Annotated in this window: 15 protein-coding genes and 1 pseudogene; 9 read left to right on the plus strand and 7 right to left on the minus strand. The window is 64.9% G+C overall.

Going from position 1 to position 19,262, the window contains the following annotated elements:
- Positions 1-36: 36 nt before the first annotated feature.
- From LBN7_RS05550 to LBN7_RS05560, 3 genes are all read right to left on the minus strand, one after another.
- Positions 37-1,239, minus strand: coding sequence for an acyl-CoA dehydrogenase family protein (locus tag LBN7_RS05550; RefSeq protein WP_407361216.1), 1,203 nt, complete (start codon positions 1,237-1,239; stop codon positions 37-39).
- 161 nt (positions 1,240-1,400) lie between these two features.
- A complete protein-coding gene (locus LBN7_RS05555; protein ID WP_341946350.1) occupies positions 1,401-2,069 on the minus strand; it encodes a GntR family transcriptional regulator in 669 nt (222 codons plus the stop codon).
- 7 nt (positions 2,070-2,076) lie between these two features.
- Positions 2,077-2,619: a VOC family protein gene (locus LBN7_RS05560; RefSeq protein WP_341946351.1), complete on the minus strand. Its 543-nt coding sequence runs from the start codon at positions 2,617-2,619 to the stop codon at positions 2,077-2,079.
- 155 nt (positions 2,620-2,774) lie between these two features.
- Here LBN7_RS05560 and LBN7_RS05565 point away from each other — a divergent pair, with 155 nt between their 5' ends.
- From LBN7_RS05565 to LBN7_RS05580, 4 genes and pseudogenes are all read left to right on the plus strand, one after another.
- The gene (locus LBN7_RS05565) at positions 2,775-4,952 is read left to right on the plus strand and encodes a thiamine pyrophosphate-dependent enzyme (protein WP_341946352.1); all 2,178 of its coding nucleotides are present in this window, start codon (positions 2,775-2,777) and stop codon (positions 4,950-4,952) included.
- 2 nt (positions 4,953-4,954) lie between these two features.
- Positions 4,955-6,265, plus strand: coding sequence for a dihydrolipoamide acetyltransferase family protein (locus LBN7_RS05570; RefSeq protein ID WP_341946353.1), 1,311 nt, complete (start codon positions 4,955-4,957; stop codon positions 6,263-6,265).
- A 40-nt stretch (positions 6,266-6,305) separates the two neighbouring features.
- A pseudogene (locus LBN7_RS05575) lies at positions 6,306-6,479 on the plus strand (aldehyde dehydrogenase family protein); the annotation flags it as partial.
- A gap of 77 nt (positions 6,480-6,556) precedes the next feature.
- Entirely contained in the window at positions 6,557-7,687 is a 1,131-nt protein-coding gene (locus LBN7_RS05580; protein ID WP_407361217.1) for an aldehyde dehydrogenase family protein, read from the plus strand.
- A gap of 172 nt (positions 7,688-7,859) precedes the next feature.
- Here the strand turns inward: LBN7_RS05580 and LBN7_RS05585 are convergent, their stop codons facing one another.
- The gene (locus LBN7_RS05585; RefSeq protein WP_341946355.1) at positions 7,860-8,483 is read right to left on the minus strand and encodes an NADPH-dependent F420 reductase; all 624 of its coding nucleotides are present in this window, start codon (positions 8,481-8,483) and stop codon (positions 7,860-7,862) included.
- 121 nt (positions 8,484-8,604) lie between these two features.
- Positions 8,605-9,849 (minus strand): acyl-CoA dehydrogenase family protein, encoded by a 1,245-nt coding sequence (locus LBN7_RS05590; RefSeq protein ID WP_407361218.1) that lies wholly within the window; start codon positions 9,847-9,849, stop codon positions 8,605-8,607.
- Between the two features lie 311 nt (positions 9,850-10,160).
- Between LBN7_RS05590 and LBN7_RS05595 the strand changes: the two genes are divergently transcribed.
- The 5 genes from LBN7_RS05595 to LBN7_RS05615 all read left to right on the plus strand — a co-directional run bounded on the left by LBN7_RS05595 (position 10,161) and on the right by LBN7_RS05615 (position 15,983).
- On the plus strand, positions 10,161-11,324 hold the full coding sequence (locus LBN7_RS05595) for a sugar ABC transporter substrate-binding protein (RefSeq protein ID WP_341946357.1): 1,164 nt from the start codon (positions 10,161-10,163) through the stop codon (positions 11,322-11,324).
- Positions 11,325-11,359: 35 nt separating this feature from the next.
- A complete protein-coding gene (locus tag LBN7_RS05600) occupies positions 11,360-12,871 on the plus strand; it encodes a sugar ABC transporter ATP-binding protein (protein ID WP_407361219.1) in 1,512 nt (503 codons plus the stop codon).
- Between the two features lie 37 nt (positions 12,872-12,908).
- Positions 12,909-13,970: an ABC transporter permease gene (locus tag LBN7_RS05605; RefSeq protein ID WP_341946359.1), complete on the plus strand. Its 1,062-nt coding sequence runs from the start codon at positions 12,909-12,911 to the stop codon at positions 13,968-13,970.
- 200 nt (positions 13,971-14,170) lie between these two features.
- Complete coding sequence (locus tag LBN7_RS05610; RefSeq protein ID WP_341946360.1) at positions 14,171-14,986, plus strand: alpha/beta hydrolase; 816 nt, start codon at positions 14,171-14,173, stop codon at positions 14,984-14,986.
- 43 nt (positions 14,987-15,029) lie between these two features.
- Positions 15,030-15,983: a DMT family transporter gene (locus LBN7_RS05615; RefSeq protein WP_341940285.1), complete on the plus strand. Its 954-nt coding sequence runs from the start codon at positions 15,030-15,032 to the stop codon at positions 15,981-15,983.
- Between the two features lie 453 nt (positions 15,984-16,436).
- On the opposite strand, the gene LBN7_RS05620 is transcribed toward LBN7_RS05615, so the two are convergent.
- Together LBN7_RS05620 and LBN7_RS05625 are read right to left on the minus strand one after the other, a co-directional pair.
- On the minus strand, positions 16,437-17,819 hold the full coding sequence (locus tag LBN7_RS05620; RefSeq protein ID WP_341946361.1) for a Xaa-Pro peptidase family protein: 1,383 nt from the start codon (positions 17,817-17,819) through the stop codon (positions 16,437-16,439).
- Between the two features lie 145 nt (positions 17,820-17,964).
- The gene (locus LBN7_RS05625) at positions 17,965-19,161 is read right to left on the minus strand and encodes an acyl-CoA dehydrogenase family protein (RefSeq protein WP_341940287.1); all 1,197 of its coding nucleotides are present in this window, start codon (positions 19,159-19,161) and stop codon (positions 17,965-17,967) included.
- Positions 19,162-19,262 lie beyond the last annotated feature (101 nt).

The following is a 19,262-nucleotide window of genomic DNA, read 5'->3' on the forward strand; positions in this document are numbered from 1 at the left end:
TTGGTTGGGTTCGGAATCGGGGTCGACACTCGGGACTCACACAACAGGCAGGACGAAGCGGGCATCGCTTTCACGGCCCACCATCACCCGCCCGAGAGCCTCATAGCCGCTCGCCGAGAGGGTGTGCCCGTGTCGGGCTGCTGCTGCCTGGTCGCGCCAGATCCGCTGGAGCGTCGACGAATCGGCGAACCCGGCGGAACCGTGCGCCGTCACCAAATCGCCGATGAGCTGAGTGATCGTGTCGATGATCCAGCCGACCTTCGCGCGCAGCGCGATCCGGTCGGCATACGGTGCGTAGTCGCCCCGCTCTGCCGTGAGGTAGATCTCGTCGGCGACCTGCTCGGCCAGCGCCTCGGCCGCGGCGAGCTGCACGGCAGACTTCGCGAGCGCGTACTGGAAGATCGTCGAATCCGCCTGACGGTCATATCCCGTGAAGGCGATCGACTTGGTCTCTGCCGCCGCGACCACGAAGTCCAACGCCGCGCGCCCCATCCCGAGATGGGGTCCCACCAGATTCATGAAGAGAGAAGGCACGAACATCGTGCGGTACGACGTCCCCCGGTTGCTGCCGGTGTATTCACCCTCTATCGCCGCGGTCAGCCGGAAGATGCGGTGACTCGGCACGAAGACATCGGTCGCGAGCTGAGTTACGCTCGCCGTCGACTTCATTCCGGCGACGAACCAGTCGTCTTCGAAAGTGAGGTTCTCGCGGGGGATCAACGCGACACCGGCGTCGATGATCTCGCCCGTACCGTCTTTGAGCGGGATACCGAGGAGCGACCAGTCCGCCTCACGGCTGCCCGTGCCGTACGTCCAACGACCAGTGATGCGGTATCCCCCGTCGACGGCGACAGCCTCTGACGTGGTGGCCAGAACGATGGAGACGAGAGCGCCCACCTTTCCTCGCTCGCCCCAGGCGTCTTCCTGGGCCTGATCGCTCATGAGACTCAGCACCCAGGCGCCGGTGTTGTAGATGCCGGCCATCCAGGCGAGGCTGCCGTCGCCGGCGCCGATCGCACTGGTCACGGCCTGCACGTCGCGGGAGTTGGCCGCGAGCCCGCCGAACTTCTCCGGCGCCGACACGTTGAAGGCACCTGTGGCCTGAACTGCCTTGAAGACGCGCTCCGGAACACGCCGGGAGAGATCTCCTTCGCGTCCCCCTTCCGCGAGCTCGGGGCGAAGCATCGTGAGCTGATCGATGATCTCGGTGATCGATGGTCGAACAAGCGTGTCAAACATAGGTGTTCCTCCTCGGGGCGTCTGATCGTTCGAAGCGAAAGGATGATTGCAAACGATTGCTTGCGTCTGATGCTAGGTCGAGATTGTTGCCGCGATGTTTCCAGGTCGTGATAAGTCGGATTCGCCTGCGTCGTGTGCGCGGAGGCGTCACCTTCCGCGAGTCAGGCATCAAAGACCTCGGGATGTCGAACCAGTTCAAGTCGACTGCGGCGGATATGCCGACGGAGCACCTGCTCGGCCTCTTCGGCGTCTCGACGACGAAGAGCCGTGACGAGGAGGTGGTGATCATGATGAACGGCATCATCGCCCTCACGATAGAAGAGACGCGTTGCGGCTCGACGGTAGTGCTGCGTGCGATTCCACAGACGGAAGACCGTCTCAGCGAGAACAGTGGTCTGCACCGCCTGAAGGCTCGAGTGATGGAACTCGCGGTCTAGGAGCAGGAAACGCTCGACGTCGGAGGTGCTCTCCATCGCGTCAGCGAGGGCGCTCATGTCGTCGATCACAGATTCCGGCAGCACAGACACGTTCAGACCGAGGAGAAGCGGCTCCAGACATTCCCTCATGCGATACATCTCTTCGCAGTCCGATGCCGTGAGCTTCGACACCCAGGCTCCGGTGTTCGCGACGATCGTCACGAGACCTTCGGCCTCAAGCATCCGCAGCGCCTCCCGCACGGGCAGGCGGCTGGCGCCGAGCTGGTCGGCAAGCTGGCCTTGGCGAATGCGCTCACCTGGCGCGTACTCGCCCAAGAGGATGGCGTCGCGCAGCGTCGCCGCGATGCGAGCGCCGGTCGCGCCATGGATGGTCGAATTGTTCACCATCGACATGACTGTCTCACCGCCCCGGGTGCGCCGGGTGCCACAACAGGCGGTCGGCTGACTGCTCGTACGCCTTACCCTGGGGGAAGCTCACGAGTTCGAACTGCAGACCCCACGGACTGATGAAGTAGACCCAGCGCTGGCCTTCGGCTGCTTGGGCACTCGACGTCGGTGAGCCCATGACTTCGACGCCTTTGTCTTTCAGGTAGCGCACCGCTTCGTCGAGGTCATCGACGTAAAACGCGATGTGATAACCGCCGAGATCGCTGTTGCGAGGATGGGGCGCCTGACCGTCGGCGGCCTCGTACAGGAACACTTCGAAGTTGGCTCCGTTGCCGAGCCGGAAGAAGCGGATCTCGCTGATGACAGTACGCGGATCCACTCCGAGATGCGTCTGCATCCAGTCGTCGTCGGACTGCTTCGAACCGAGGGTGTAGACGCGATCGCAGCCGAGGATGTCGACGAGGAAGCGCTCAGCTTCTTCCAGATCCGGGACGGTGAATCCGATGTGGTCGGTTCCGCGGATTCCCGGGATGCCAGGTCGCACGGCGTCAGCCATGGTGGACTCCTCTGTCACTGCCAAATTGGATACATCGTACCCACATTGGGAGTCTACGACGAGAAACCCGCATATGCAAACGTTTGAATTGTATCCGATACTCCGCTACCGTCGTTTCAGCGGTCTAGGTGATCGCGCGAGAGGAATGGGCGAAGATGCCGAAGAAGAAGCGACTCCAGACCGGCGCCGACTGGTTCCAGTTGACCACTACGGACGCGGACTGGAATGCAGCCGATCCCGCACTCCTGGGAACGATGCTGAGCCAACTGCATCTGATCCGGGCCTTCGAGGAGACCGTCCTCGAGATCGCCGGCGAGGGACTGGTGCACGGCCCCGCGCACTCGAGCATCGGACAGGAAGGCGGGGCGGTCGGTTCGATCGTGGGGCTCCGCTCGACGGACGGTGTCAACGGCTCTCATCGTGGTCACCATCAGTTCCTCGCCAAGGCGCTCACCCACGTCAGCGCAGGAAGGATCGACCCGACCCAGCCTGTGAGCGAAGACATCCAGACCGTCCTGCAGCGCACTCTGGCCGAGATCCTCGGCCTCGCGCAGGGATACTGCCGCGGTCGCGGTGGATCGATGCACCTCCAGTGGTTCGAAGCCGGAGCTCTCGGCACCAATGCGATCGTCGGCGGCGGCGCGCCGATGGCCACCGGCAACGCCTGGGCACAGAAGCACTCAGGAACGACAGATCTGTCGATCAACTACTTCGGCGACGGTGCCGCGCAGATCGGATCCGTCCTGGAATCCATGAATCTCGCCGCAGCGTGGAAGCTGCCGGTCTGCTTCTTCGTCGAAAACAACCTCTATGCGGTATCGACGCGTGCCGACGAGATCACCGCCGATCCCCGATTCTCGGTTCGCGGCCAGGGCTTCGGTATCCCGTCCTGGCGCGTGGACGGCATGGACCCGCTTGCGGTGCACCTGGCCACCCTTGAGGCATCCGAGCGGATGCGTTCGGGCGAAGGTCCGACCATTATCGAGGCCGAGGTGTATCGGTTCTTCCACCAGAACGGCGCCTACCCGGGTAGCGCGTTCGGGTACCGCACGAAGGAGGAAGAGGCGCACTGGGTCGCCCGCGACCCCCTGGATCTCGTGGCGCGGCACATGATCCGCCGTGGACTCATCGACGTCGCAGGCGTCGCCGCCCTCCGCGAGCGCGTGCAGCGCGCGATGACCGAGGCCTCGGCGCAGCTCCTCGAATCCGACCCGGACCGTCCAGGCAAGCGCCGTATCCGTCCGGAATTGTGGCCGGAGACGGGCTTCGTCAACGTGGGCGTCCGCGGCGACGGCAGCGAGTTGCACGGCCTCCCCGCACTTGACGAGGCCGCTCCGCTCCGACCGGTGAAGTTCATCGACGCGGTGGCTCAGGTGATGGACCGCCGTATGGAGACGGACCCGCGCATCGTCGTGATGGGCGAAGACGTGCACCGCCTCAACGGTGGGACGAACGGAGCCACGAAGGGCCTGTCGAAGAAGTACGGCGACGAACGCGTCCTCGGCACACCGATCAGTGAGAACGCGTTCGTCGGGCTTGCTGGCGGTCTCGCACTGGACGGTCGCTTTCGTCCGGTCGTCGAGTTCATGTACCCCGACTTCATGTGGGTGGCCGCAGACCAGGTCTTCAACCAGATCGGCAAGGCCCGGCACATGTTCGGCGGCGACAACGACGTGCCGCTCGTGCTGCGCACCAAGGTCGCGATGGGTTCCGGCTACGGCTCGCAGCATCTGATGGACCCCGCGGGAATCTTTGCGACCAGCCCCGGATGGCGCATCGTCGCCCCCTCCAATGCGAGGGACTACGTCGGTCTGATGAACTCGGCACTCGCACTACAGGACCCCGTGCTCGTGATCGAGCACGTCGACCTCTACAGCACCGCCGACGAGATCCCCGAGGGCGATCTCGACTACATCATCGAACCCGGCTCGGCGGCGGTCCTTCGCGAAGGTTCTGATGTCACAGTCCTCACATACCTGTCCATGGTCGCCCACTCCAAGGAGGCGATCGAGCAGACCGGGATCGATGCCGAACTCATCGACCTGCGCTGGCTCGACCGCGCATCCATCGATTGGGACACGATCGGCGAGAGCATCCGCAAGACGAATGCCGTGCTGATCGTCGAACAGGGCTCGCAGGGAACGTCTTACGGCGCGTGGCTGGCGGACGAGATCCAGCGGCGATTCTTCGACTGGCTCGACCAGCCCGTCGCCCGCGTCACCGGCGAAGAAGCATCCCCCAGCATTTCTCGCGTATTGGAGCGGGCTGCCATCGCCCGCACGGAAGAAGTGGTCGCGGGGCTCGAAGCTGTCCGCGCCGGATTCGGATCCTGATCATGGTGGAAATCATCCGTATGCCCGCGATCCTCGCCGGCGCAGAGGAAGCAGCCGTCCAGTCGTGGCTCGTCGCGCCGGGCGACACCATCGCACAGAATCAGCCGATCGCCGAGATCGAGACCGACAAGGCGAGCGTGGAGATGCTCTCGGAGGTCGCCGGAGTGGTCGGACGCCTCCTGGTGCCCCAGGGCGACAGCGTCGCAGTGGGCGATCCGATCTTCGTGATGCTCGCCCCCGGCGACGCCGAGAAGGACATCGACGGCGCTCTCGCCGCGATCGGACTGGGGGCGCCGACAACGCCCCCGCTGTCAGAGCCGGAACCGGCGAGCGCCACCCTGGCGGCTGCGCCGACGACCTCGTCGGATACGACGGCTACACACGTCGCGGAGCAGAGCGACGATGGCCAGACGCGGCGGCTCTTCGCGACCCCTATCGTTCGGCGCCTCGCCGCTCAGCACGGTGTGGCGTTGAGCGACGTTCAGGGAACTGGACCGCACGGCCGGATCGTGCGTCGCGACTTCGAGACGCACCTTGCACAGCTGACGGTGGCCCCGACCGCCACCTCGCCCGCTCCGGCACAGGAACCGTCGGGTGCGGACCCTGCTGCGGCCGCGCCGAGCAGCGCCGCAGCCTACGAGGACATCCCCCTCGATCGAATGCGCAAGGCGATCGCCCGACGACTGACCGAGAGCAAGTCCACGGTGCCGCACTTCTACCTGGTGGCCGACTGCCGCGTGGACGAACTGATGGACCTGCGCACGACGGTGAATCAGACGGCGAGCCGAAAGATCTCTGTCAACGACTTCGTCGTGAAGGCCGTCGGTGCAGCGCTCATGGAAGTCTCGCAGGCGAACGCGACGTGGAATGGCGACAGCATCCGGCAGTTCTCGTCCGCGGATGTCTCCGTCGCCGTCGCCACGGCAGGCGGACTGACCACACCGGTCCTGCGCGGCATCGAGCGCATGTCGCTCACGGAGGTGAGCGCCACGATCGCCGAGATGGCGGATCGTGCTCGCTCAGGGCGGCTCAAACAGCACGAGCTCGAGGGAGGCAGCTTCTCGGTGTCGAACCTCGGCATGTACGGCACGTCGCAGTTCAGCGCCATCCTCAACCCTCCCCAGGCGGGAATCCTCGCGGTCGGCGCCGCACGCTCCGTTCCAGCGATCGACTCCGACGGAGCGCTCTCGGTCGGGAAGGTCATGACCGTGACGCTCTCGGCCGACCACCGCGTGCTGGACGGAGCGGTCGCAGCCCAGTGGCTCGCCGCCTTCCAGCGACGCATCGAGAACCCCCTCACCATCCTGATCTGACCTGACCTGACCTGACGAAAGAAAAGCAACCATGGCAATCATGCGAAGTGTCAATCCCACCACCGGTGAGGAGCTGGCGACGTTCGAGCAGGACAGCGAGGATGTCGTCGAACAGAAGCTGGCCGCTGCCAGTGCCGCCGTGCCGCAGCTCAAGGCCGCAGGGTGGGCTCGCCGAGCCGAGCTCATGAACGCCGCTGCCGATCTGCTGGAGGCCGACCTCGAGCAGGTCGCGGCGATGATCACCGACGAGATGGGCAAGCCCATCGCACAGTCACGTGGCGAGGTGGCGAGGTGGCGAAGTCCGTCTACGCGATGCGCTACTACGCGGAGAATGCCGAAGGCTTCCTCAGCGGACGCTCGCTCGATGACCCCTCCGCCGTCGGAGCGAGCCAGGCCGGCACACGCTTCGACCCGCTCGGGGTCGTCCTTGCCGTCATGCCGTGGAACTACCCCATCTGGCAGGTCATCCGCTTCGCCGCACCCGCGCTGATGGCGGGAAACGCCGGCGTCTTGAAGCACGCATCGAACGTGCCGCAGGCAGCGGTCTATCTCGGCCGCCTCTTCACACGCGCGGGTTTCCCGGAGGGCTCATTCTCGGCCCTCCTCATCGGCGCCGGACGCGTCGAGGGCGTCATCCGCGATTCGCGTGTGTCGGCCGTCACGCTGACCGGTTCCGAGCCGGCCGGGCGATCGGTCGCGTCGATCGCGGGAGATGTGCTGAAGAAGGTCGTGCTCGAGCTCGGCGGATCAGACCCGTTCATCGTCATGCCCTCGGCTGACCTCGACGCCGCCGCAGAGATGGCGGTGAAGGCCCGCACCAGCAACAACGGCCAGGCCTGCATCAACGCGAAGCGCTTCATCGTGCACACCGATGCCTACGCGACCTTCGCCGCGAAGTTCGCCGAGAAGATGGCACAGCTGCAGATCGGCGATCCGCACGACGAGAGCACTGACATCGGGCCCCTGGCCACCGCCTCCGGTCGCAACGACATCGTCGAACTCGTCGACGATGCTCGGGAGAAGGGCGCGGACATCATCGTGGGCGGCTCCCTCGACGATGGCGCCGAAGGATGGTTCTATCCGCCGACCGTGATCGCGGGGATCACCCCCGAGATGCGCCTGTATGCGGAAGAGGCCTTCGGGCCGGTCGCGGGTCTGTACGAAGCGGCGTCGCTCGAAGACGCTCTGACGATCGCCAACGGTCTCGATTTCGGCCTGGGATCGGCATTCTGGAGCTCGGACGAAGCAGAGATCGGGCACGCGATCAAGACGATCGAGTCAGGCGCCGTCTTCGTCAACGGCATGACCATCTCGTACCCCGAGCTGCCCTTCGGAGGCATCAAGAGATCCGGTTACGGACGTGAGCTCTCGGCCGAGGGCATCCGGGAGTTCTGCAACCTCAAGACGGTGTGGGTCGCCTGAGAGCTCCTTCTCGGAAGGAACGCGTGACATTTCGGCCGATGCGTCTCAAAGCAGAAGCAGACCACAGGGGATGTCCGTGAGGAACTCGAATGCCTCGGGCTGGTGAGTGCGATCACCAGCCCGAGGCATTCGCCCTTCTAGCGGAGCGTTCGAACGGGCGCAGGGAGCAGACCTACTTCCTCAGGGCGAATCCGCCGTCCCATCCGACGATCTCCTGAGCGGCAAGGGTGATCTGGAGGAAGGCGAACGCTTCCAGCTCCCTCGCTCGCTTGAGCGATCCGATCACGGCCGCCTCGACGCCGCCGGCCGTGACGAGGTCGACTAGGGCCCGTGTCGCGTTCTCGTCATCCCCGGCGACGAGAACAGTGGTGGGGACGTCCCCGACCAGCCCCGTCGATATCGTGCCCGCGAAGTTCGTGTTGAAGGCCTTGAGCACTCGCGCGTTCGGGAGCCGCTTCTGAAGCTCCGCAGCCGCCGATGAGTCGGAGGGCACCAGCAGCTCATCGAACGTCGAGAAGTCGACCGGGTTGGTCACATCGACCACCACCTTGCCGTCGAGCTGGTCCGCGTACTGCTCCGCAAGTTCCTCCAGCGCCTCGTAGGGCACGGCGAGCACCACGATGTCGCCCAGGATCGGGTCGCCCACCTTGCCTGCTTCAGCGCCCGACTCGGCGACGACACTGCTGGCCTTCACGGCGTCTCGGCCTAGAAGCTGCACGCGAGCGCCCGCCTTTCCCGCTACCGAAGCCACCGCTGATCCGATACTGCCTGTTCCGATCACTGTCACGTTCGTCATGGTCTTCGCCTTTGGTTGAGGGGGGGGAACATCTGGTCTTCTGCCTTCGCTGCGCCGCGAGCACCGATGACATGGAGCCCTCGAGGCAGCGATGCCGTCCCGAGGGCCCCGTCACACACGATCAGAAGGGCTGAACGTTGTCTTCGATGCCGAAGAGGAACTTGCCGTAGACCTCGGCGCCGATTTCCGGGTGCACCAGAGCGTGGCGGCTGGCGGTCTCGCTATTGCGCCAGAAGCGCTGCAACGGGTTGATCTCCGCGAAGCTGAACGCACCGGCGATGCTGAGGCAGCGGTTGATCGACTTGCGCACCAGTGCCGCGGCCTGACCGTTGTCCATGCGAGTCCTGGCGCGCTCTTCCACGGTCATCGGGCGACGGTCACGGGCGGCGGAGTCGATGGCCGCAACGCTGCGGATCACGAGGAGGTAGGCCTGGTCCGCCTCGGACTGAGCCTTGGCCAGCTCGATCTGGTGCACGACCGAATCCTTCGCGTGCTGGTACACCGAGTAGGTGATCGGCTTCTCGCCGACGCGGCGGGCCAGCTCGATGGCGCCGCGCGCCATACCGAGCTGCGCGGCGCTCAGAACGATCTCCGCGACCGGCACGAAGGAGGCGTTGTAGTTGTCCTCCTCAGCCCACTCACGCGGGTACTGCTCGGTCGCAAAGTCGCCGATCGGCACGATCCGGTGCTCGGGGATGAAGACGTCATCGACGACGACGGTGTTCGAACCCGTCGCACGCATGCCTGCGACATACCAGGTGTCCTTGATGCTCGAGTCGGCCCTCGGAATGAGTACGAGCGAGTTCACGGGAAGACCATTCTCGTCCTCCCCCGTGCGCACCGGCACGATGGACCAGTCCGCGTGAAGCGAACCTGTGGAGTAGCCCCATTCGCCGGTGAGGCGAATGCCGCCCTCGACGTGCTCGATCTTCTTGGTGGAGTTCGCCTGCATGAAGGGGCCGCCTGGCGAGAGCACAGCGGCGACGGACGCGCGGGGGTTCGCTCCGAAGACGTCTTCTTGGGCCTGATCGGGGAACAGGGTGGCGAACCATGTGGACGAGTTCAGGAGTGCGGAAACCCAGCCGGTCGCACCGTCGGCCTGGCCCACCGCCGCGACGGTGTCGATGAAAGTGCGGAAGTTTCCGCCGAGACCGCCCCAGCGTCTCGGGATTGAGACATGCAGGAGTCCTGCATCCCGCATCGCCGTGATGACCTCTTCCGAGACGCGACGGTTCTCCTCGCCCTGTTGGGCGTACTCGCGGATCAGAGGCTGCAGTGCCTCCGCCTTCGCAACGATGTCCTGGTCGGGACCGGGAGCGCCGAAGAAGGCGTCCATGGTCGATGTCGCTTGTACTGAACTGCTCACTGTCGCTCTCCTTAGGTGACGCTGGCGTGGAGCCTGCGTGTGATTGCAATCGTTTGCTTCTCCTCCTGATGCTATATGCCCTCAGGTCACTTTTGTGTTTCGGTTGTGAAAACTTCCCCTCGTGCGACCTGCCCCCTACCGTCGCGCGCGACACCGACGGACTCCTGAGGATCCGGTAGCTGCATTCCCGACCACGCGCGCTCGCCAGTCGCGTTCTCCATCCCGATCAGCGCCGCAGGTTTTAACTTCCACGTAACGAATCGGACACAAGCAAACGATTGTATAGACGCATCGTTCAGTATCAACGTACATTGGCGCAACACGTCAAAGGTCGGCTCACGGTCACTCCACCCGAACGCGAAGGACTCGCCGCCCCTGTGTCACGCGTCACAAAGTTGTGCCAGCCTGTCGAGCAGCCCGCTCGAGCCCCAGATGCACTGGCCCGTCCAACGGATCGAGGAAAGCCCATGCAATCGTTCTCCAAGTCGCGTCGTCTCGCGACCGTGACCGCAACCATCATCGCCGTCGCCCTGGTCTCAACAGCCTGTTCGCCTGGTGGTTCAGGCAACTCCGCCAACGCCTCGTGCGAAGAGGAGTACACCATCGGCTTCAGTCACCCCGCAAGCGAGGCATCAGCCGTCAAGGTCGTCAAGGAGGCTGCTGCGGCGCATGCGGAAGAGCTCGGCTGCATCACGGTCCTGCTCGATAACACCAGCGGAATGAACCTCGAAACCCAGCGCTCCACACTCGAGAGCTGGGTCACCCAGAAGGTCGACGCGATCGTCGTCCTGCCCGTGGACCCCGCAGCGCTGGAGAACCTGCGGGAGAAGGCGCAATCGCAAGGCACGAAGTGGCTGACCTACGTGGCCTCCAACCCCGAAGAGGACGGAACCGTCGGATTCGACAACGAGACGGCCGGCAAAGACATGGCAGCCTACCTCGGCGAGTGGGTCGCCGAGAAGCACCCGGACGGTGACATCACGGCCGCCGTGACCACCGCAACGCCGCTTCCGTCGATCCAGCCGCGTGTGCTCCCGGCCATCAGCCTTCTCGAGTCCTCCGGCATCGATGTCGTCTCGCAGCAGGACTGCGCTGCGCAGGACTGCGGCCTGCAGCTCGCTGAGGACGCACTCCGCGCACACCCGAATCTGCGCGTGTTTATCGGCCTCAACGATGATGCAGCGCTCGGAGCGCTGCGAGCCTTCCAGAACGCCAAGGTGGATCTCGACGAGGTGTTCGTCGCCGGGTTCGACGGTGCTGAAGAGGCGCTCGTCTCACTGCGGGACAAGACCGGATACACCGCATCGTCGGCGATTCCGACGATCGAACTCGGTGCGTCGGTCGTCGACAACGCCATCGCTACGATCACCGGCGATGGGGATGCGAGCAAGCAGACGCCGATGTTCCTCGTCAACCCGTCCGACAGCGAGAAGATCGCTGAGCTGCTCAAGGCATACACCACGTTCGCCAAGTGAGAGTCGTACCGAGGAAGAGGCGAGAGGAGCGGCCGATGGTCGTCGCGCTGGAGACGAAGGGCCTGGAGAAGAGCTTCGGCTCGAACCGAGTACTGAAAGGCATCAGCCTGGAGTTTCGCTCCGGCGAGGTGACGGCGCTCCTCGGAGCGAACGGAGCAGGGAAGTCCACTTTCCTCGGATGCATAAGCGGTGCCGAAGCACCGTCATCCGGTCAGATCCTGATACACGGCGAGGAACACTCGGGGTCCAGCCCCAGGGAGTCGATCGAAGCCGGGATCGGAATGATCTACCAGCATTTCCAGCTGATCTCCTCGCTCAGCATCGCCGACAACGTCTTCCTCGGTTCCGAAGTACGCACAGTCCTGGGCGCGACCGACCGTCGCGCCCAGGAGCGCGAGACCCTGAGCCTGCTGCTGCCGCTGGGACTGACGCTGAATCCTGCCGCAACGGTCGGGAGCCTCAGCGTCGGTCAGCAGCAGGTGGTCGAGATCGTGCGTGCACTGCGACGCGACCCGAAGGTGTTGATCCTGGACGAGCCAACGGCGGCACTGAGCCACAGCGAAGTGTCGGCGTTGCTGGAGTTGGTCTCGATGCTCGCGCGCACACGGGACATCGCAGTGATCTACGTCAGCCACATCTTGTCGGAGATCGTTCACGTTGCCGATCGCGCGATCGTGTTGCGAGACGGCGTCGTATATGAGGACCGGAGACGCGGAGAGTTCGAGATCTCAGACCTCGTCGACTTCATCTCCCCGAACAAACGGCTGCCGTCGGTGCGGGACACGAGGGACGCGAGCGCCGAGATCGCGCTGGGGCTCTCGTCATTCAGCGGCTCGGCCAGCGGCCCCGTCGACCTCGGCGTGCGCGAGGGGGAGATCATCGGAGTCTTCGGACTGCTGGGATCCGGGCGGACGAACCTGGTCGAGACGCTGGCAGGCGTTCGTCCCACCCACGCAGGCACGGCAAGAGTGGGCGGCACTGTGCTGAACGCCCGGACTCCGCGCGATGCGGCGGCGCGAGGGATCGTCCTGGTGCCCGCCGACCGCAAACTCCAAGCCCTGTTCCCCGACATGACGGCCGTTGACAACGTCGTGCTCCCGCATATGCGGAAACTGGGGAAGTTCGGCATTCGCTCGAGGCGTTCGGAACGAGCTGCCTTCGACACGATCGCCGATGCGCTCGCCCTGCACCCGCGTGAGCCCGATCAGGCAGGCGGCGCGTTCTCCGGGGGGAACGCGCAGAAGCTCATGATCGGACGATGGACCAACCCGGCCAGCGACGCGAAGGTGCTCCTGTTCGACGAGCCGACCCAGGGAGTGGATGTCGGCGCTCGAGAAGACATCTACGCCTTCGTCAGAGCATTCGTGTCCGAGCCCGGCCGGTGCGCGATATTCACGACCAGCGACTACGAAGAGGCAGTCAGCCTCGCCGATCGAATCGTCGTGCTGCATGAGGGCGAGGTCCAGGCGATCATCGACTCCTCTGCTAGCGAGGCAGAGCTCATGTCGCTGGCCTTCGGCGAAGACACGACACTCAGCACCCAATGAACCTTCACGCTTCACGTTTCACCAGAGGATCCCTCACATGATGTCGACGAAAACAGCACACACACCGACCGCACCGTCCACGACACCTCGCAAGAGCGTGCTGCTGCGGTTCCGCCAAGCCATGGATCTCCAGCTGGTGATCCTCGTCATTGCCACCGTCCTGCTCATGGGTGGCTTCACCGCAGCCTCTCCAATGTTCTTCACGGCGGACAATCTGCTCAACATCGCGAACCAGAATGCGTCGACGTTCATCGTCGCTGCCGCGGCCGGGATGCTTCTTATGGCGGGATACGTCGACATGTCTGTGGGGTCGGTCATGGCACTGGCCGGCGTCTGCGCCGCGTTCGCATCGATCGAGTACGGAATGATCGCCGGCATCGTGTGCGCCGTGCTGGTCGGAACGCTGGTGGGCACGCTGAACGGAGTGCTAATCGGCCAGATCGGCATGTCGCCCATCGTCGTGACGCTCGGTGTGCTCGCGGCCGCGCGCGGACTCGCGCAGTTGCTCTCTCCCGGCTCGCTCTATGGTCTGCCCGTTGACCTCATCGGAATGGGATCAGGTGTGTTCCTCGGCATACCCATCCTGGTCTGGATCGCCGGAGTGATCTGTGCGATCTTCTGGTTCGTGTCCGCGAGGATGCCCGCGGGCAAGCACACACTCGCAGTAGGAGCGAACCCGCGCGCAGCGTTCCTGACCGGCATCCCGGTCAAGTCGTTCGTCATGGTGCTGTACATCGTCGTGGGCATCAGTGTCGGAATCGCCGCGATCATGCAGGTCGCGCGACTCGGCAGCGCACCGTCCGGCACGCTCGGTCTGGGGTTCGAAGTCGCCGTCCTGACCGCTGTCCTTCTGGGAGGCGTGCCATTCACAGGTGGACGAGGCAGCGTCATCGGAGTTCTTATCGGTGTGTGGCTGATCGCAGTCCTCGGCAATGGACTCACGCTGCTGAACGTGCCGACCGAGATCTCCGGGATCGTCACGGGTGTCGTTCTCGTCCTCGCCGCTGCGAGCTCGCTGAGCGGTTTCCAGCGGCGAAGAAGGCGTCCGCGTCGAGTGCAGCTGAGCGCGCGCACCGCTGCCGTTCGCGTCTCCAAGTAAGCCCCCCACCCACCGACGGACGCGGGTCGTTCGTCATACCAGAGGAGAACCACATGAGCTCACAGGCACCAGTGGCCGCAGACGCAGGCGAGTTCCTCGCCGTCGTGAAGGACGCACCACCCCTCGACACTCAGAGCGCGGAGCAGAACCGGCTGGATCTCGAGCAGGCGATCCCGCTGACGGGAGTCGGGGCAGATGTCATGCTCGTCGAGGACACAGAGATCGCAGGAGTCAGGGTCCGTGTCCACGCATACTCCAACCAGCCCGACCAACCCTGCATCGTGTATTTCCACGGTGGCGGCTGGGTCATCGGCGATCCAGATCTCGCCGACTCCACCACCCGCGATCTCGCTCTTCATGCCCAGGCGACCGTCGTCAGCGTCGACTACCGTCGCGCACCGGAGAACCAGTTCCCTGCGGCTCACGAAGACGCTGTCGCCGTGACGAAGGCGCTGCTCTCCGGCAGCGCTGGACTGTCGATCAACCCGGATGCCGTCGCGGTCGCCGGGGACAGCGCGGGCGGCAATCTTGCGGCCGGGGTGGCGCTGGCCCTCCGGCACGCCGAGCGCCAGCCGGTTCACCAGGTGCTGATCTACCCGAACCTGGATTGGGACATGATCCGCGAGTCCGAGGCGTGGCGCACCTACGGCGAAGGGCACTTCCTCACGGCTCGTGATCTGAGGTACTTCTACGCCGCCTACGCCCCGAATGCTGACGGTTCGGATGCAGATGACCTACGTCTGAATCCGGGGAAGGCGACCGACCTCAGCGGACTCCCGAAGGCGCTCGTCCTCACCGCCGAATGCGATCCGATCCGCGACAGCGGAGAAGACTATGCGCGACGGCTGAGCGAGGCCGGTGTCGACACGACATGCGTGAGATTCCAGGGGCAGGTTCACCCGTTCTTCTACATGGGCGGAATCATCAAGGACGCCCTCGCTGCACGGCGATTCGTCGGTGCAGAGCTTCGAGCCACGTTCACTGAGGTTGCAGCCAGTACGGCAGCGAAGAATTGAGTGCCCACCGCGGCGAGGACCGCCGCTGCGGGCGAGGTCGGCGATGAGCAGTGACGGCCGGACGTTCCCCGCCTGGTTCGCGCTCTTCGGTTCCGGGATCGCCGGCGTTCTCGTCGCAGTGCAGTCGCAGTCCAACGCAGCGCTGAGCGGGGAGATCGGCGACGGGTACCTGGCGTCGGCGATCTCCTTCGGCTCGGGACTACTCGTGATGCTGGTGGTCCTGCTCTTCTCCTCGCGCGGCCGACAGGGCCTGCGGCGCGTTCACACGCAGGTGAGGGCAGGGACGCTCCCTGTCTGGGCTCTTACCGGCGGGGCATGTGGCGCATTCTTCGTTCTCGGACAGGGACTCGCTGCGTCGGCGACAGGCGTGGCGCTCTTCACTGTCGGCATCGTCGGCGGCCAGGTACTCGGCGGTCTGCTGATCGACAGGATCGGCGTCGGTCCGAGCGGCGTCGTCAGGCCGAGCGTTCAGCGGGTCGTCGGAATGATCCTCGCCGTGGGGGCCGTGGCCATCGCCGTGCTATCCGATCAGAGTTCCTTCATCGCCGTCGGCCGACAGTTCTGGTTGATACTGATCCCGGTCGTCGCGGGGATCGCCGTCGCTTGGCAGTCTGCAGTCAACGGTCTTGTGCGCGTCGCTGCCGACAGCGCCGCGTCGGCGACGACCGTGAACTTCATCATCGGAACATCCGTACTGTTCATCGCAGCCGTCGTCTCGGTCAGCATCCAGGGTTGGCCGCACCATTGGCCGAGCAATCCCGGCTACTACATCGGTGGCTTCGTCGGCACCCTCTTCATCGGCCTCGCGGCCGTCTTCGTGCGCACAGTCGGCGTGCTGTTGCTGAGCATGTCGAACGTTGCAGGGCAGCTCCTGGCCGCCGTGGCGCTCGAGTCTGCCCTCCCCCTGGCAGAGGGATCGACGCCAGGACTTCTCGCTGGAGTCGCCGTTGCTCTCTGCGCGGTCACGATCGCGGCGCTCCCCCGCCGTACCCGGTGAGGCGCCAGCTGGCGGGGAGAGCGATGCGCATGATGGCAGGGATCCTGGTCAGCTGACGATCGATCGAGTCAGGATCCCCGGGACGATTCCTCGCAGGGCCGCCTCGGCGGTGGAGAGTGAACCAGTTCGCGGTGCCCATCGCGAAGTGATTTGACCGGCGCACCGAGCCGGGCGGCCGTCTCTCGCCTTCACCCATCGAGCATCCCGCCCCGATGACTGGCGGCGTTCGGCTTATTAGCGAGCGAGATCAGACCACCGTCACGGCGGCCGTGTCGATCGATGCTCGCTGCCTCGCGCGCTGACAGTCCACGGCGGCGACATCGAAGAGGGATGCTCACGCCTCGCGTCGGGCTTCCTTCACGATGATCTTGACCTCACCTGCGACGGGGAGTCCTTGCACACGGACGGGTGACCTGGCGCGGCTCCGCTCCTCGGAGCGGAGCCGCGCGGGTCTCAGGCCTGTCCTTGCCCCCAGATCGTGTTCAGGTGCGACTGCGAGTCGCGCTCGTTCTTCAACGGACCGCCGACGGCGATGTAGCGCGGGCCTGCGATAAGCAGCTCTTCCGCCGGGAACTTGGTGATGACCTCGCACCCGGTCGCCGTGACGACGACTTCCTCTTCGATCCGTGCGGCGCCCCATCCATCGGCAGACGGCCAGTAAGTCTCGAGCGCGAAGACCATGCCCTCTTTGAGCTCTTCCGGGTGATCAAAGGACGTGAGGCGCGAGAAGATCGGCTTCTCCCAGATCGACAGCCCGACGCCGTGACCGTACTGTAGAGCAAACGCCGCTTCCTCGTCGGCGAATCCGAACTCCTGAGCTGTCGGCCACACCGCGCAGATGTCGGCTGTCGTCGCGCCCGGCCTCACGAGAGCGATCGCACGGTCCATGTACTCCCGAGCGCGCGTATACGCATCCTTCTGCTGCCTCGATGCCGATCCCACCGCGAACGTCCGGTAGTAGCAGGTGCGATACCCGTTCCAGCTGTGCAGGATGTCGAAGAACGCCGGATCACCCGGGCGGATGAGGCGATCGCTGAACACGTGAGGGTGCGGTGAGCATCGTTCTCCGGAGATCGCATTCACACCCTCGACGTACTCGGAGCCGAGGTCGTACAGGGTCTTGGCAACGAGACCGACGGCTTCGTTCTCACGCACCCCCGGCCGCAGGAAGCGATAGAGCTCCTCATACGCGGCATCCACCATCGAGGCGGCCTGCGTGAGCAACCGGATCTCGTCATGCGTCTTGATCCGTCGAGCCTCCATGAACACCTGCTGGCCGTCGACGACCGTGATCCCCTCCTTCTGCAGTGCGAAGAGGATGGGGAGCTCGATGACGTCGACGCCCAACGGCTCGTGCGCGACCCCGAACTTCTCCAGCTCGCGCTTGATCTTGCGCGCGACCTCCTCCGCGACACCCGCGTCAGGCGGGAACGCTCCGCGAAGCGTCGAGATACCCGCCCGTGCGCCCGACTCCAGACGCGGACGTTTCGTGCCCTCGTGCGGCGCATGCGGATCAGCATCCATCTCCGACGAGGTCACGTCGAGCCACGGGTTGTAGAGCGCATGGTGCTTCGCTGCCGAGCCGAAATCCCACGAGATCGGATCGGTGTTGCGGGTGAGCAGACTGAATCGGATCAGTTTGTCCATGGCCCACGTGCCGATGTGAGTCGACGTCATGTATCGGATGTTCGAGAAGTCGAACGCCAGAACAGCTCCGAGATCCGACGAAGCCAGTTCGCTCTTCAACCGGCTGAGGCGCTCGTCGCGCAGGCGGTCGAAGTCGACGCGCGCCTCCCAGTCGACACCGTTGGTGCCTGTCGTGCCCGTGCTCTTCATTGCTTTCCTCCAGGTCGGACGCGACGGCGCGCCACGATGCGGGTTGGGTGTGCGTAAACGGTCGAGGCTGTCACGGCGCCGGTCGACCGAGGGGCCGCCTGCGGCGCACTGGCACACGCAGACGACCGCCGGCGCTGCGGGCGGATCAGACGATGGGCAGGACGAAGCGCGCGTCTTCTTCCCGGCCGAAGATCACCTTTCCGAATGCCTCGTAGCCACTCGCTCCGAGCGTGTGGCCATGGCGCGATGCCGTGGCCTGGTCGCGCCAGATCCGCTGGAGCGGCGACACGTCTGCGAAACCTCCCGATCCGTGGGCGGTCATGAGGTCGTGGATCATGTTCGTGATGGTCTCGACCACCCACGCGGCCTTCGCCCGCATCTCGATGCGCTCGCTGTAAGGCGCGTAATACCCCGTCTCCGTCCCGGCGTAGATCTCGTCGGCGACCTGTGCCGCGACGAGCTCCGCGGCCGTGAGGTCGACGGTCGCCTTGGCTATCGCGGTCTGGAAGAGGACGGAGTCCGCCTGCTTCGCATAGCCGGTGTAGGCGATCGGCTTGGATTCGGCCTTCTCGATCACGAAGTCGAGAGCCGCGCGTCCCATTCCCAGGTGCGGTCCGACGAGCTTCATGAACAGCGACGGCACGAAGATCGTCTTATAGGCGGCCTCCGGGTTGTCGCCGAGATATCCGCCCTCCACGGCGGCAGTCAGCGGGAGGACCCGATATGCGGGAACGAAGACGTCCTCGGCGATCTGCATGACGCTCGCCGTCGACTTCATCCCTGCGACGAACCAGTTGTCGTCATAAGTGAGGTCAGCCGTCGGGATCAGGGCGAGGCCCGCGTCGACGACCTCTCCGGCGTCGTTCTTCAGCGGAATGCCGAGAAGCGACCACGTGGCATGCATGCTGCCGGTGCCATAGCCCCACTTGCCGGTGACACGGTATCCGCCTTCGACGGGCTCCGCTTCAGAGGTGGTTGCGAGCACGATCGAGATGAACGAGTCGAGGCCATCGCCCCAGACGTCCTGCTGTGCGCGCTCATCCATAAGGCTGAGTACCCAGGCGCCGGAATCGAGGATGCCGTCCACCCACGCCAGGCTGCCGTCACCGCGACCGATGGCTCGTGCCACAGCATGGGCTTCGCGCGTGTTGGCCGCAAGCCCGCCGAACTTCGTCGGAGCGGAGATGCTGAAGGCGCCCGTCGCAGCGACCGCCTCGAAGACCTCGCGCGAGATACGACGGTTCTGATCGGCTTCGCGTCCGCCCGCAATGAGCTGAGGGCGCAACTGGTCGATCTTCTCGACGATCGCTGCGATTTCGGGCCGAATTCCTGTCATTGCCATGGCACTCTCCTCGTGGCGGCGCGGTCGGCTGTTCCGGCCGTGTCTCGCGTGTTCAACAACAATGACGGAGCATCCCCATTGTGTCAAGTGCCACTGTACAT

The organism is Microbacterium sp. LBN7 (genome assembly GCF_045690345.1).
In the GTDB taxonomy this organism is placed as follows: domain Bacteria; phylum Actinomycetota; class Actinomycetes; order Actinomycetales; family Microbacteriaceae; genus Microbacterium.

Excerpts from the sequence above, each read along its gene's own strand:
- LBN7_RS05550 (WP_407361216.1), bottom strand. The coding sequence starts at position 1,239 with ATGTTTGACACGCTTGTTCGACCATCGATCACCGAGATCATCGATCAG.
- LBN7_RS05555 (WP_341946350.1), bottom strand. The coding sequence starts at position 2,069 with ATGTCGATGGTGAACAATTCGACCATCCATGGCGCGACCGGCGCTCGC.
- LBN7_RS05560 (WP_341946351.1), bottom strand. The coding sequence starts at position 2,619 with ATGGCTGACGCCGTGCGACCTGGCATCCCGGGAATCCGCGGAACCGAC.
- LBN7_RS05565 (WP_341946352.1), top strand. The coding sequence starts at position 2,775 with ATGCCGAAGAAGAAGCGACTCCAGACCGGCGCCGACTGGTTCCAGTTG.
- LBN7_RS05570 (WP_341946353.1), top strand. The coding sequence starts at position 4,955 with ATGGTGGAAATCATCCGTATGCCCGCGATCCTCGCCGGCGCAGAGGAA.
- LBN7_RS05585 (WP_341946355.1), bottom strand. The coding sequence starts at position 8,483 with ATGACGAACGTGACAGTGATCGGAACAGGCAGTATCGGATCAGCGGTG.
- LBN7_RS05600 (WP_407361219.1), top strand. The coding sequence starts at position 11,360 with ATGGTCGTCGCGCTGGAGACGAAGGGCCTGGAGAAGAGCTTCGGCTCG.
- LBN7_RS05605 (WP_341946359.1), top strand. The coding sequence starts at position 12,909 with ATGATGTCGACGAAAACAGCACACACACCGACCGCACCGTCCACGACA.
- LBN7_RS05610 (WP_341946360.1), top strand. The coding sequence starts at position 14,171 with ATGCTCGTCGAGGACACAGAGATCGCAGGAGTCAGGGTCCGTGTCCAC.
- LBN7_RS05615 (WP_341940285.1), top strand. The coding sequence starts at position 15,030 with ATGAGCAGTGACGGCCGGACGTTCCCCGCCTGGTTCGCGCTCTTCGGT.
- LBN7_RS05620 (WP_341946361.1), bottom strand. The coding sequence starts at position 17,819 with ATGAAGAGCACGGGCACGACAGGCACCAACGGTGTCGACTGGGAGGCG.
- LBN7_RS05625 (WP_341940287.1), bottom strand. The coding sequence starts at position 19,161 with ATGGCAATGACAGGAATTCGGCCCGAAATCGCAGCGATCGTCGAGAAG.